This is a genomic window from Limnothrix sp. HT2024 (assembly GCF_059138625.1).
The window spans coordinates 997,911-1,011,685 of sequence record NZ_CM181121.1 but is presented as its reverse complement, the minus strand read 5'-3'; the positions used below and the strand labels follow the sequence as shown (position 1 = coordinate 1,011,685).

The 13,775-nt window shown below is 55.7% G+C and carries 9 protein-coding genes and 1 pseudogene; 2 read left to right on the top strand and 8 right to left on the bottom strand.

The genetic code is table 11. The annotated features are described in order from the left end of the window. Positions 1-7 precede the first annotated feature (7 nt). The 3 genes from AC2IAX_RS04155 to purM form a co-directional block, all read right to left on the bottom strand. The gene (locus AC2IAX_RS04155) at positions 8-1,372 is read right to left on the bottom strand and encodes an esterase-like activity of phytase family protein (protein WP_494389459.1); all 1,365 of its coding nucleotides are present in this window, start codon (positions 1,370-1,372) and stop codon (positions 8-10) included. A gap of 205 nt (positions 1,373-1,577) precedes the next feature. Beyond that, positions 1,578-2,420 carry a prolipoprotein diacylglyceryl transferase gene (gene lgt / locus AC2IAX_RS04150; protein ID WP_494390270.1) on the bottom strand — a complete coding sequence of 281 codons (843 nt, stop codon included), beginning with the start codon at positions 2,418-2,420 and terminating at the stop codon, positions 1,578-1,580. Positions 2,421-2,551: 131 nt separating this feature from the next. Next, positions 2,552-3,580 (bottom strand): phosphoribosylformylglycinamidine cyclo-ligase, encoded by a 1,029-nt coding sequence (gene purM / locus AC2IAX_RS04145; protein WP_494389458.1) that lies wholly within the window; start codon positions 3,578-3,580, stop codon positions 2,552-2,554. 1,775 nt (positions 3,581-5,355) lie between these two features. Here purM and AC2IAX_RS04140 point away from each other — a divergent pair. After that, a pseudogene (locus AC2IAX_RS04140) lies at positions 5,356-5,670 on the top strand (septal ring lytic transglycosylase RlpA family protein); the annotation flags it as partial. A gap of 144 nt (positions 5,671-5,814) precedes the next feature. Here the strand turns inward: AC2IAX_RS04140 and nadA are convergent. Both nadA and AC2IAX_RS04130 read right to left on the bottom strand, forming a co-directional pair. Beyond that, entirely contained in the window at positions 5,815-6,771 is a 957-nt protein-coding gene (nadA, locus tag AC2IAX_RS04135; protein ID WP_494389457.1) for a quinolinate synthase NadA, read from the bottom strand. A 357-nt stretch (positions 6,772-7,128) separates the two neighbouring features. After that, the gene (locus AC2IAX_RS04130) at positions 7,129-8,418 is read right to left on the bottom strand and encodes a glucose-1-phosphate adenylyltransferase (protein ID WP_494389456.1); all 1,290 of its coding nucleotides are present in this window, start codon (positions 8,416-8,418) and stop codon (positions 7,129-7,131) included. Positions 8,419-8,687: 269 nt separating this feature from the next. On the opposite strand from AC2IAX_RS04130, the gene AC2IAX_RS04125 reads away from it, so the two are divergent. Further along, on the top strand, positions 8,688-9,569 hold the full coding sequence (locus tag AC2IAX_RS04125) for a DUF1838 domain-containing protein (RefSeq protein WP_494389455.1): 882 nt from the start codon (positions 8,688-8,690) through the stop codon (positions 9,567-9,569). A gap of 80 nt (positions 9,570-9,649) precedes the next feature. Here AC2IAX_RS04125 and AC2IAX_RS04120 read toward each other — a convergent pair whose 3' ends face one another. From AC2IAX_RS04120 to AC2IAX_RS04110, 3 genes are all read right to left on the bottom strand, one after another. Beyond that, positions 9,650-9,961, bottom strand: coding sequence for a DUF3593 domain-containing protein (locus AC2IAX_RS04120; RefSeq protein WP_190530065.1), 312 nt, complete (start codon positions 9,959-9,961; stop codon positions 9,650-9,652). Positions 9,962-9,973: 12 nt separating this feature from the next. Beyond that, positions 9,974-10,429, bottom strand: a complete 456-nt coding sequence (locus AC2IAX_RS04115) for an HmpF-related protein (protein WP_494389454.1) — start codon at positions 10,427-10,429, stop codon at positions 9,974-9,976. A gap of 80 nt (positions 10,430-10,509) precedes the next feature. Further along, positions 10,510-13,749: a valine--tRNA ligase gene (locus tag AC2IAX_RS04110; protein WP_494389453.1), complete on the bottom strand. Its 3,240-nt coding sequence runs from the start codon at positions 13,747-13,749 to the stop codon at positions 10,510-10,512. Positions 13,750-13,775: the final 26 nt, after the last annotated feature.

Below are 13,775 nucleotides of genomic sequence, written 5' to 3'. Positions count from 1 at the left end.
TCTTCGCTTACTGAGCCTTAAAACCATCCAGTGCCAATAGGATGAACTGGGTTACCTGGGCTTCTCGAAAATTATTATCACTCACCAAAATGATACTTTGGCGACCGTCCGGCAATCGGGGCCCAAGGGTTAGTCCTTCTAGGTTATCGATCGGGATGCCCAGGGTTTTAAAGTCCAGCAGTAGCTTTTTATAAGCGGGTTTCACATCAGGCAAAGCCCCCCGCAAGTTGGCATAGCTCGATGTGTCTGTGGCGGTTCCTAGTTCCACCTGAAAGAGTTTGGCCCCAAAGCCTTCTAAGGGGTCAAAGGTACGCTCCAAACTGAGGAAATGACCGCCTTGGTCGAGGGGTGTTAATTCCACCAGACCGTTACTAATGGCGGTGCTACTGGCCGGATCCATTTCATACAAATGCTCAGAAATAGGAAATGGTGGCCCATCACCCAAACTGAAATGCAAAATGCGCGATCGAGGCGGAATTGTGGGGCGATCGCCCTCGGTTTTTTCGGGTTTCGGCTCCAAATCTTGAACTAGGTTTTCTTCGGTGGCTGTGAATGCCCGAAACGGTTCCACAGGGGAGGGATTCGCCCCCACGGGCACAATGCCCAACGCCTCAAAACCCAAATTATCGCGAATTCCTTGGGGCGAACCGTCCGCCGCGTTGCCGGGTAGATAGCGACTGGGCAAGGGCAGGGGCGATCGCGTGGCCATGCCCGTTTTGCGATCGAACTCGCGAATCATGGGCAGAATGCCCTGTTTCACATCACCTTCACTGGAAATTAAAACCGTATTTCGTGGGGTAATTGCTAACCCTTCAGGATCAATTTCTCCTGCTGCAAAAGGCTCACCTGATTCATCTCGTAAAATGGTGACATTCTCAACCGTCACGCGATCAATGGTTTGCCCCACTTTGACCGATGAAGGTGCTGAATTTTGATCAGAAACAGAGGCCTTAGCAGGATTAGGATTGTCGGTTGATCGCCAGGAAATTTTGAGTGTATAAAACCTTGCGGGAGCCAAGTTAGAGCGATCGTCAGAAAGGGCCAGAAATCGATCGGTTTGGCGATCGTATGCCAAGGCCGAAAGCCCTCCCACGGGCGTGTCCATGATCTGTTGAGCGGGCAACAAATAGGCCCCCAAAAAATCAACGGACAGCGGTAATAGCAACCGAGACTCTGCACTAACTTGGGGCAATCCGCAACCGCCCACCATCAGTCCAAAACAGATCAGTAAGGCCAGGCCTCGATGGGCAAAGCGTCCCTTGCCGATCGCTTGCAGTCCAGAATGCCAAACGAAGCCATCGAGCCTGGCGATTTTGGATAGGGATCGGAACCAAGGTTCCCAGAGGTTGCGATCGGGTGGGCTGCTGTGCATGGCGATCTCCAACGGTCAAGGAAACGGGCTTACTTGGCGGGTAATTTTGTAACTTTGTTGGTTTGGTTTTGAGTTGGTTTGGTTTTGATTTTTTGGCCTTTGAGGATCTCTATTTTTGGGTCTTAACTTGGGAGCTTGGTTGCTCTAATTTTTAGCCTAATCCCTAGTGCGCTGGGTCGCCTTTGATAGTTGTTGGAATGGAGCTTTAACCATTGGAAGCTTCGTGACCCACGCTCACCACATCAGGCAGCGATCGACGAAGTTTATAAAGCCAAAACAACCCCAAACCGCCCAAAACAACCCCAGTTAAACTCACCATCTGAGCCATGCGCAGGGGGCCAAACATCAAGCTATCGGTTCGTAAACCTTCAATCCAAACGCGACCTAAACTATAGGTCACAGCATAAACACAACCGATCGTCCCGGGCCGTAAATTGGGCCACCGCAAAAAGAGGGTCATTAATAACCCAAAAACTCCCAAATTCCAGAGCGATTCATAGAGAAATGTGGGATGGAAAAACTCAAATCCTTCATAGCCCAAGGGGCGACGATCGGGGGGAATATAGAGTTTCCAGGGCAAATCTGTTGGCCGCCCAAAGGCTTCGGAGTTAAAGAAATTGCCCCACCGTCCGATCGCCTGGCCCAAAATCAACGAAGGCGTAATGACATCTACCAACTGCCAAAAGGGAATTTTGTTGAGGCGGGAAAACAGCAACAATGCCGCCAGTCCGCCCAAAATCGCACCATGAATTGCAATGCCGCCTTCCCAAATGGCGATAATCCGCTCCGGATGGGCTGCGTAGGCTGACCAATTAAACAGCACGTAATAGATCCGAGCGGCTGGTAAGGCAGCTAACACCAACCAAATGGAGACATCGGCAACCAAATCGCGATCGATTCGACGCTTGGTTGCCAGCCATTGAGATAGACTCACGCCCGTCATCAGGGCGATCGCAATTAAGAGTCCATACCAACGAATGATGAGGGGGCCAAACTTCAGAAAAACGGGCCCTGGCGAAGTGAATTGCAAGGCAAGTGGCAGCACAATAGCTCTCTCAAACGCAACAGCAACGACAGGATCAAAACTTCTTCCAAACCGCTTCCAAGACGCTTCCAATCAAAAGGAAGAATGCAAAAAAATAAGCAAAAATAGCCAAAAAGCTAATGAATCAGCTCTGATTACAACAGCCCTAGAATTTCGCCATTACCGGCCACCACTTCACCTAATTGCCAAGCAGCAATTCCCCATTGATTGAACTGCGTCAAGGCCGCCGCAGCTTCAGCAGCAGGCACCAAAACCACGAAGCCCACGCCCATATTAAAGGTATCGAACATGGCCGCGGTTGGCACCTCACCCGTTTGGGCCAACCACTGGAATAGGGGGGGAATTTGCCAACTGCTGCGATCGACCGCTACGGATTGGTTCGGGCCCAAGGTGCGCGGCAAGTTCTCCGGCAGCCCGCCACCGGTAATGTGGGCCATGCCATGGATCGATAGGTCAGACTTCAGCAAATTCAGGATGGGCTGAACATAGATTTGGGTGGGCGTGAGCACCAGCTCGCCTAAGGTGCGATCGCCCGTCAGCCCTGCCACCCGATCGCCCCAGGTCAGACCTGCCTGTTCAACCACCTTGCGCACCAGGCTAAACCCATTGCTGTGCAGTCCCGAGCTGGGCAGGGCGATCGCCACATCACCCACCTGTACCTGAGCGCCGGTTAGGAGGCGGTTGCGCTCGGCAATCCCCACGCAAAAGCCCGCCAAATCATATTTTCCTTCGCTATAAAATCCCGGCATTTCGGCCGTTTCGCCGCCCAACAGGGCGCAACCCGCCTGCTCACAGCCGATCGCAATGCCTTCCACCACATCGGCCATAGCCTCCGGGCGCAGCTTGCCCGTGGCGATGTAGTCCAAGAAAAAGAGGGGTTCGGCTCCAGAGGTCAGCACATCGTTGACGCACATGGCCACCAAATCAATGCCCACGGTGTTGTGTTGGCCGGTTTTTTGGGCAACTTCCAGCTTTGTACCCACGCCATCGGTTCCGGAAACCAACACCGGCTCCTGGTAGCCCTTGGGCAGCGCAAAACAACCGCCAAAGCCGCCCAGTCCCCCAAGCACCTCAGGACGGAAGGTGCGTTGCACGCGATCGCGAATGCGATCGACAAAGGCGCGACCCGCTTCAATATCGACCCCTGCTTCCCGATAGTCCACGGTTGCTGTTCCTCTCGAAGTCGCCCGCCGCTCCTGAGGGAGGATTCCCTTGAGAGGAGAATTCCCTTGGGAAATACATCGTTGGGGGCGGAGCGCTGAACGGCATGGATTTTAGCATCCAGGTTGCAGCAAGCACTATGAACCTTCAGCTTCCCAAGCGTTTAGCCCAGCCTTCAGCCAGTTGTGATTCTGTCCTGTGGGCATTCCCAAAGAAGCGAATTTGGGGTCGAGAAATCTTAAATTTTTATTAAGACGGTAATCGAACCCAAGGGGCTGAGATCCTTTGTTTTCCATGGCGATCGAGCAGGGAGCGATCCCCACCGATGCCAGACCCAGAGCGCCGCCACCAGGGATCAGGCAGTCTGCTGCGGTTGGCTGTGGTAACCTACGTCAATCTTGCGGTCAAAACTTTGCGGTTCTTAATGAAACCCTTGGTGGCGACTGCCGGAGAGTGCGAAGCGGTTGGAACTCTTGCCGATTCAGCTATCCACCCATTGATTGCGATCGCCACGGCCAATCGCTTTCTGTCCACTGTGTTCTCGCCCTGTGCAGCGTTGGTTCCCAGCTTTAGTTCCTTGAAACTATTGCTAACTGGGTTCCGGCATTGGATAGCCTCCGAGTTCACCAAAGCCGCCATCTCCACTGTGTCAAATGTTGCGCGGGAGATGGGACGGGCGCTTGGTTGCTCCGGAACTGCTGTGTTGATGCTCTGCTAGGGTGCATGACCAACCGACAGACCTCCTAGGTTCCCGGTTTTGCAATATCGAGTTCGATCGCCCCTGACTAACCTCCATGAACTCCCCCTGAGTTCTCCGGCGATTAACTGATACTCCAAAACCCGTTGATGCTCCGGTGCATTTTGCACCAACGTCTTTAACTTTCCCGATCGCCCCTTGGTGGTCTCTTGTCAGTTAACTCCAACTAGCTACCCACTTCGTTTCCCTTCGACCATTGCATGTTCGTGAGCATCGGACAGTCAGAGCCTGATCACTGAACCTAGCTTGAGGCGCGCGTGACGTTTACCCCACCACGCCATGAATTATTCCATTCAAAAACTGACGTTGTTGGCTGCCTCGGTGGCCGCCGTCGCCTTCGGTGCTGAAGCTCCCGCCCTTGGGGAAGAAATTCAACCCATTTCGGCTCAAGCTCAGTCCACCCCCTCAGTCATCTTGGCAGCGGAGTTAACCGCTCCCACCCTGGCTCTCCAGCCAGCCGCTGAAATGACTGGCGCGCGCATCAGCGCCGCTGCCGCGATTCCACAGCCCACCGCGATCGGGTCGCAACTGTACGGAATCACCAAGGTTCATGCCCACCAATTGGGTAACCGACCGGCAGTGACGCTCTATGTTCGCAATATCCCCGTGGTGACTTTCCTGGCCAACGACGAAGCCAGCACCACCAACGCCCTGGAACGGGCCACCGCCACCGCGCGCGAAATTGACCAACGCCACGCCAACGGTGTGGATGCCCAGGCCATTCGTTACGAGTGGAGCAACCGCGAAAATCGCTATTGGGTGACGATGGGCGGTCAGCCGCTGGTTGCGATCGACCAAACCACGCTTGCGCCCCAACCCACTGCCAGCTACTCAGCCGATGCAGTGCAGGTTGTTAACCGTCTCCGCCGCCAGTTGGGCAATGCTCAACCCTTGGCCTACAACGGCCAGTTGCGGATGCGGGTTGCCTCGAACCAGTCGGGCGGCAATTCCTTGGACACCCCCAACGCCAATAGCTTGCAACATAACGGGGTGCTTTACGCGGTGCGATCGAGCCAAACAGGCCAGGCTTCCTGGTATGGGCCCGGCTTCCACGGCAACCGCACGGCCAACGGCGAGCGTTTTAACCAGAACGCCCTCACCGCTGCCCACCGAACCCTGCCTTTTGGCACGCTGGTGCGGGTCACGAACCTGCGCAACGGTCGATCGGTGATTGTGCGGATTAACGATCGCGGGCCTTTCACCCGTGGCCGCATTGTTGACCTGTCGGTGGCTGCTGCTCGCGAAATCGATATGTACAGCTCCGGGGTGGCTTCCGTCCGTTTGGAAGTCCTGCAAGCTCTCCCGGGTGATGTGGCATCGGTTCCTAACCGGTAGAACTTTCCCGTAAAGCTTTCCCGTAAAGCTTGCTCGTAAAACTTTAATTTTCGGTTTTCCGAATCATAGGGGGGCTAGTTCTTGAAGGATTAGCCCCTTTTTGCATGATTGGTTTCGGTAGAAATCAGTAGAAATCAACAGAAACTAACTCATCGCCAACATCCGCTGAATGGGTTTGAGGGCGGCCGATCGCACTGACTCATCCATCGTGATTTCAGGCGATCGCGTCTTCATGCAGAAATAGAGCTTTTCTAAAGTATTCAGCCGCATGTGCGGGCATTCATTACAAGCACAATTGCCCTCGGGTGGCGCGGGAATGAATTGCTTTTGGGGTTCTGCCTTTTGCATTTGGTGCAAAATTCCCGGCTCCGTTGCCACAATAAACGCCGCCCGATCGCTCCGTTGCACATAGTTGAGCAAGGCCGTGGTGGAACCGATGAAACTGGCATGACGCAGCAGGGGCGGTTCGCATTCGGGATGGGCAATGACTTCCGCCTCAGGATGTTGAACCTGAAGTTGCACCAATTTCTGTTCTGAAAAGGTTTCATGAACAATGCAACTACCATCCCAAAGCACCATCTCTCGACCCGTTTGTTGCATCACGTAGCGGCCCAAGTTGCGATCGGGCGCAAAGATAATCGGTTGCTCCGGGGGAATTTGTTGCACAATTTTGACCGCGTTGGAACTGGTGCAAATAATGTCACTCAGGGCCTTAATTTCAGCGGTGCAATTGATGTAACTAATCACCAAATGATCGGGATAGCGAGACTTGAAAGCAGCAAATTCACGCGCCGGGCAACTGTCCGCCAAAGAACAGCCCGCTTCTAAATCCGGTAACAACACTTGCTTGTGGGGGTTCAGAATTTTGGCCGTTTCTGCCATGAAATGAACTCCCGCAAACACGATCACATCCGCATCGGTCTGGGCTGCCTGCTGGGAGAGACCCAAAGAATCGCCAATATAGTCGGCAATATCTTGAATTTCCGATTCTTGGTAATAGTGGGCCAAAATGACGGCGTTGAGTTCGCGCTTGAGGTCGCGAATGGCAGCAAAGAGATCGTGAGGAATGGCGGTGGGGCGATCGAGCGCGGCTGCAAACACGGCAGTATGAGGATAAGCGGGTGAAGTATGGTAATTATAGTACTTTTTACCAAAATAAACATCCACACCCGTTGCCCTGCGATTGCGCCTTGATCGCGCTCGAACTGCACCCTGGCCTCGATTCGCCGCTGTCCCCAACGATCCACACTTCAGCAAGCAACACTTCAGCAAGCAACGATCGCTCCTCAACCCAAACAAAATCGGGAGCCGGCCAATGCCCACTCCCGATCAAACCATCAGATTGATCTGGCGAACTAAGTTGATTCCATCAATCACCGCTTGGGCGAATGCCTCACCTCAATTCAGCCATCTCAATAACCCGGTTAATCCTAATCAGCCGGGTTAAAGGATCATGCTTTAAATAACCATACCGTCGGGAATGGTGGCGTTCTTGAGCACCACCACAATTCCGCTGCGAATCACAAAGCCCAATTCCTCGCGGTTTGCCTCTTGCACATTGTCCTTGTTGACGATCGCCACCTTTTGGCCAATGCGAGCGTTCTTGTCAACAATGGCGCGGCGGATTGTGGAATCTGGCCCAATCCCGATCGGTACATAGCCCCGCTCAATGCAGTCCATCCGCTCGGGGAACGGTTGATAGTAATCCGCTCCCATCAGTAGGGCGTTGTCAATCACAGAGCCAGATTCAACTCGGGAGCGCACCCCCAACACGGAATGTTCGATCGTGCAGTTTTTGAGGATGCAACCCTCACTCACGATCGAATCGGTGACCTGGGCGTTCAAAATTTTGGTGGGGGGCAAATGGCGCGATCGGGTGTAGATCGGCGCATGTTCATCGTAAAAACTAAAGGGTGGCTGCGGTTGCTTGGTCAGCGCTAAATTTGCATCAAAGAAGGCTTCGATCGTTCCAATATCTTCCCAATAACCGTCAAATAAATAGGCTTGAACGTTGTAATTGGGAGCCGCCTGCGGAATGATTTCTTTCCCAAAATCCGTGCGATCGACGGACTCATTCAACAGGTCAATCAAAACTTCTTTCTTAAAGACGTAAATGCCCATGGAGGCGATATAAGGCATCTCCTGGGCGCGGTCAGCCGGCAAACCCAAAACGGTAGTATCCACCGCCATGGCCTTGAGGGCATCCCCCTTCGGTTTTTCGCTAAAGCTTGTTACCCGGCCGTTGCCGTCAATTTTCATCAGGCCAAAATCCGAGGCCCGCTTCTCATCGATGGGGATCACCGATAACGTGATGTCGGCATTGGTGGCGCGGTGATGCTCCACAAATTTTCGATAATCCATCCGATAGAGATGGTCGCCGGACAAGATGACGTATTCATCCACGTCCCAGTCGGCAAAAATCCACAGATATTTTCGCACCGCATCGGCAGTGCCTTGGAACCAATTGGGACTATCGGGGGTTTGTTGGGCAGCCAAAACCTCCACAAAACCATCGGTGAACCCGGACATGGCATAGGCCCGGGACAAGTGACGGTTCAACGAGGCAGAGTTGAACTGGGTGAGGACGTAGATTTTAAGAATTTCGGAATTGATGCAGTTACTAACCGGAATATCGATCAACCGATATTTGCCCGCCAGGGGGACTGCCGGTTTTGCCCGTAATTTGGTCAGCGGATACAGGCGGGTTCCTGCTCCGCCGCCTAGGATGATGCCTAAAACTCTTTTCACAAGACGACCTCTAGCGCTGCCAATCCACTTCCACGTCCAGTGTCCGTTGCTCGGTGGCAATTGACAAGGGGTTGACAGTAAAGCCATTTCAGCCCGATCGCTCCCGGGCCGATCGAACGGGAATTCACGATCCCAAGCAGATTCTGAAGTCCAGAAAAACCGTAGCGAGGGTTACTGTTAAAATTTGTTGCGATATATTGAAATTGTGACAATCGTGTTAACCACGCAACAGTTCTCTTGGGCCAATCCCCCGAGGTGGAGGCTGAACCATGAGTATCCAGACCGGCAACCCTAGTTCCTTGCGCAGTTCCCCCACACCAGCCCGCCCCCGCCCGATCGCGCCTAGCTCCGGGCGATCGGAATTTGATGCGGCCACTTTCCTGAAGGCCCGAGCCGCCACAGACGATCGGGACGTGTATGTGGAATGGACTGGCTCCATCTACGCCATGTTGCCCGACCAAACCCAATGCCACCTGTTTGACATCGTGGGCATGAACGTGGCCCGGGGTGTGAACAACGGGGATGGTAGTTGGAGCCTGGTGTCCCGGGAGCTAACTTACTACTTAGATCCCAACACCGGGACCGTGCTCCACAGTTGGGACAATCCCTGGACGGGGGAATCCGTGCCCGTGGTGCATGTGGCCAATGACCCGGTGCAAAGTCGCCTCACGGGCACGTTCGGAGCAACCCTGGCGGGCGATGCGGTGATTTTTACCTGTGATGTGTTTCCGGCCTATCCGAATCCCTTGGGCAATGACCCGCGCTTTCAGGACTACAGCCCCAGCCCCCACTACAGCGCTGCTGAGTTTTTCAAGCTGACCGTCCCTCTTTCGGAGCTAACCAATCCGGAGTTGGCGGCCGTTGACACCATGACCGTTGCTTGGCATCGGATTGGCCCTTGGTTGCCTTGGATGAAAATGGGCGATCGCTCCGGGCAGTTGGTCTATAGCGCCTGTGGTCAGCGCGTTGCGGGCTTCGAGGCCTTGCCGCCTCTGCTGCAAACGGAAATCCGCGATCGCCTCCCGAAATATCGCCACGCCCCTGATCACCACAGCACCCAGAAAAACATGACCTCTTGGCGCTACTTCAAAGAGCACTTTGAGGCCTATCTGCGGGGTGAAATGTTCCCGCTGCCAGAACTAGCGGTTTAGTCGTCGCCCGTCTAGCTATCCCCACTGCATCAATCCTGGGCAACCCCAGTTTGGGGCCCCAACTCAGCGGGCTAGCGGGCCTAGGGGGCCTTTTTGGTGGCTTTCAGTTGACTGATGGCCCGTTGGAACCCAAGCACCAAGGTCAAATTCGCCAAGGTCAAGAAAACCTCCGCGCTGCCATGGAGCCAGTCCACATCGGCGAGACTTTGGTTGTAATGCACCTGGGCGTAGATACCGGCGGGAATGGTAATCGCCACAAATAAAAGGGTGAGGTAAAACCCAATCAGACCCAGCTTGGGTGCTTGACCCGATCGCGTCAAAAACCACAGAAACCCCAAATAGGGAAACAGAGACAGACCAAACAGGGTTTCTTTGGACAAAAAAGACATCATTGATTTCCGTCACTAATCCTCAGCGGCTTCGGCGGCTTCCTCACCTTCCGGGGAAGACGTTTTGAGGGCCGCTTCCAGGGCCTGGAGCTGATCGCGGCGAATTTCTAACTCTAACGATCGCCGCGATAGCTCTTGATTTTGCAGGGTCAGAGACTGTTTCCACTGCTCTAGGCGGTTGGCCTCGTGGGCCAACTCCTCGGGCGTGACTCCCAGGCTCAAGTAGGTTTTAATCAGCTCCAAAATCCAGTCGGTTGCATCTTGGCAGTCGGTCACCAATTGGGCATTGTCCACCTCAATCAATACCAACTGCTGGGGATGACATTGGGCCTGTTGCGGCAAGGGCAGGGTCTGACGTTGGCGCTCTCGGGTAATTTGCCATCCCCGATCAACGGACTGCACCGCCAGCGGCATCAGGGCCAGGGAGTGATCCGTTTCCTGCTGTTGCACTTGGGCTAAATAAAGCACCATTTCCCCTCCGACGAGGCCATACGCTGATTTTAAGTTTCTTAAACTCAGGAAATTGCCTGAATTCAGGATTCCTGGGGCAATTATTGCAACTGGGCCAGGCGATCGCGCAGTAGTTGAGCTTGGGTTTCCGCTTCGGCCAAGGCGGCGCGGGCGCTGGCCACCACATCGGCCGGGGCCTTATCCACAAAGCCCGGATTGCTGAGGCGACCCGACAGCCCTTTGATTTCCCCTTCGGCCTTGGTCAGGGCCTTGGTCAACTTAGCGCGCAGGGCGGCCAAGTCCACCACGCCATCCACTAGGGGCAACAGCACTTGGGTCGTGCCCACCACACCGGCCATAGCCCGCTCGATCGGGATCGCTGCCGGTTCCGCCTGGCCCAGGTCGATCGGCAGCTTCACCTCGGGGGCTTGGGCGGCCGGCAACTGGCGGGGCTGCGGAGTGGCCGCGGCCGGAGCGTCCCCAGGATAGGCCCGCACCGCAAAGGGATTGCCCTCGCCGATGTAGGTCAGCTTGGCTTGCCGAACGCCGTTAGCAAAGGCCGCTCGATCGCGTGCAAACAGCAGGGTCTTGGGCAGGTGATAAACCGTCCAGAAGAAGCCAATCAACTGGAAGATCGAGGGCAGCAACGGAATCTCATCGATCGCATCCAGGGTGCTGTTGGCCAAATAGAGCGCAAAGACCGCCGTTCCCATCATCGCCAAGGTCAGCAGGGCCACCCGCCGTTTTTCGCTCTGCTCCCAAGCCAGTTGGTCGGGATCCAGAGCCATCCCGTCGGTGGCGATCGCCTCTAGCAGGGCCGCCGTGTCCGTATCCATCAGGGTCGGCTCCGGGGCTGCCGGTTCCGCCGTTGGGGCCGCCGAAGCTGCACCGCCCTGGATTGTCAGGTCAGACACCTTGGCCAGATTGCAAATGTAGGCGCGACCCACTTCAAAGGCCGTCCGTTCCCGATCGGTCTCCGGTTGCAGGACGATCGGCACTTTCTGGCTGGGTTTAATGTCCGCCTCGGCCCGCAGGTTCCGGATCGTGCGGATCGCGTTGATGATCGCCTCAAATTGCGCTTCTAGCTCTAGGTCGATCGCCCGGTCGATCGCCACCGGGTAGGCTTGCAGGGCCAGGAATTCCGTCGCCGCCGCCCCCGTCAGAGCGTGCCACACCTCTTCGGTAATGTGGGGCATGAAGGGATGCAACAGCTTCAGCGTCCCATCCAAAACCAGGGCCAACACCTGCTGCACCGTTCGCCGGGCCGCCGGATCTTCGCCATTCAAGCGGGGCTTCACCAACTCGATATACCAGTCGCAGAAGTCGCCCCAAATGAACTCATAGAGACCCTTGGCCGCCTCACCCAAGCCGTAGTGATCAATGTCGTGGCGGGTTTGGCGCACCGTTTGGTTAAAGCGCGACAGAATCCAGCGATCGGCTAGCTCCAGGCGATCGGCCTCCGGCGCACCCAAACTAGTCGGCGTTTCCCCGGCCAAATTCATCAACACAAACCGCGACGCATTCCAGAGCTTGTTGGCAAAGTTGCGCGAGGCTTCCACGGACACCGACTCATCGGTTTTGCGGTTGTAGTCTAAGCGGATATCTTGACCTGCGCCGGCCACTTCTCGCACTAGGGTGTAGCGCACCGCATCCGTGCCGTATTTGTCGATCAACAGCAAGGGATCAATGCCATTGCCCTTGGACTTCGACATTTTCTGGTTATTTTCGTCCCGCACCAGCCCATGGACATAGACCGTCTTGAAGGGCATTTGGCCGGTGAAATAGCCCGCCATCATCGTCATCCGGGCTACCCAGAAAAAGATGATGTCAAAGCCCGTCACCAACATTGTGTTCGGGTAATAGGCTTGGAAATCGGAGGCGGCTTCGTTGGGCCAACCCAGGGTCGAGAAGGGCCACAGACCGGACGAGAACCAGGTATCCAACACGTCCTCATCACGCTCCAGCACCGCTTCTTCGCCGTAGCGGGCTTGGGCTTGTTTGAGGGCATCGGCTTCCGTGCGGGCCACGATGAAGGGCGTGTGCTCCGTTACTTGGCCGTTGGTTTCGCTGATCACGTACCAAGCGGGGATTTGGTGGCCCCACCAGAGCTGCCGGGAAATGCACCAGTCGCGCAGGTTCAGCAGCCAATCGCGATAGACCTTTGTCCAGCGATCGGGCACAAACAGCGGCTCCCGGTTGTTTTCCAAATCCGCCAGGGCTTTTTCGGCCAAGGGGCGAATTTTCAGGAACCATTGGGACGACAACAGCGGCTCTACGGGCACTTTGCCCCGCTCGCTGTAGGGCACGGAGTGGCGATAGGCTTCCACCTTTTCCAGGTAGCCCAGCTCCTCCATCTTGGCCACCAGGTTTTTGCGGGCCACGAACCGATCTTGGCCGCAGAACTCGCCGCCGTTTTCGTTCACCGTGCCGTCTTTGTTCAGGATTTCGATTTGGGGCAGGTTGTGGCGCTTGCCCATCTCGAAATCGTTGGGATCGTGGGCGGGCGTGACTTTCACACAGCCCGTGCCAAAGGTCGGATCGACGAATTCGTCGCCAATGATCGGGATCTCCCGGCCCACCAGCGGCAGAGTGACGGTTTGACCGATCAGGGCTTTGTAGCGATCGTCCTGGGGGTTCACGGCCACCGCCGTATCGCCCAGCATCGTTTCCGGGCGGGTCGTGGCCACCACCACTTCACCGGAACCGTCGGTCAGCGGGTAGCGGAAATGCCAGAGGCTGCCGTCCACCTCTTTGTTGTCCACTTCCAAATCGGACACGGCCGACTGGGAGGCGGGACACCAGTTGACCATGTATTTGCCGCGATAGATCAGCCCGTCTTCGTGGAGCCGCACAAAGGCTTCCAACACGGCGTTGGAGAGGCCTTCATCCATGGTGAACCGCTCGCGATCCCAATCGACGGACAGGCCCAGGCGGCGCATTTGCCCCACGATCGTGCCGCCGGATTCTTCCTTCCAAGTCCAGGCGCGATCGAGAAAGACCTCACGGCCCAGTTCAAACCGATCCGTACCTGCATCCTTCAGTTGCTTGTCAAGGATGGCCTGTACCGCAATGCTGGCGTGGTCGGTGCCCGGCAGCCACAGGGTGTTGCGCCCGGTCATCCGGTGGTAGCGGACAAAGGCATCGATCAAGGAATGCTCAAAGGCATGGCCCATGTGCAGACTGCCGGTGACGTTCGGCGGCGGAATCACCACACAAAACGGCTCGCCAGCGGCATTCACATCGGCCGCAAAGGCAGCGGAGTCCTCCCAGGTGGTCTGCCATTTGGCTTCGGCAGCTTTGGGATCGTATTGGGTGGGAAGCGCGTCTACCGAGGCAGTCATGGCGACGAGGGCTGAAACGGTGAATG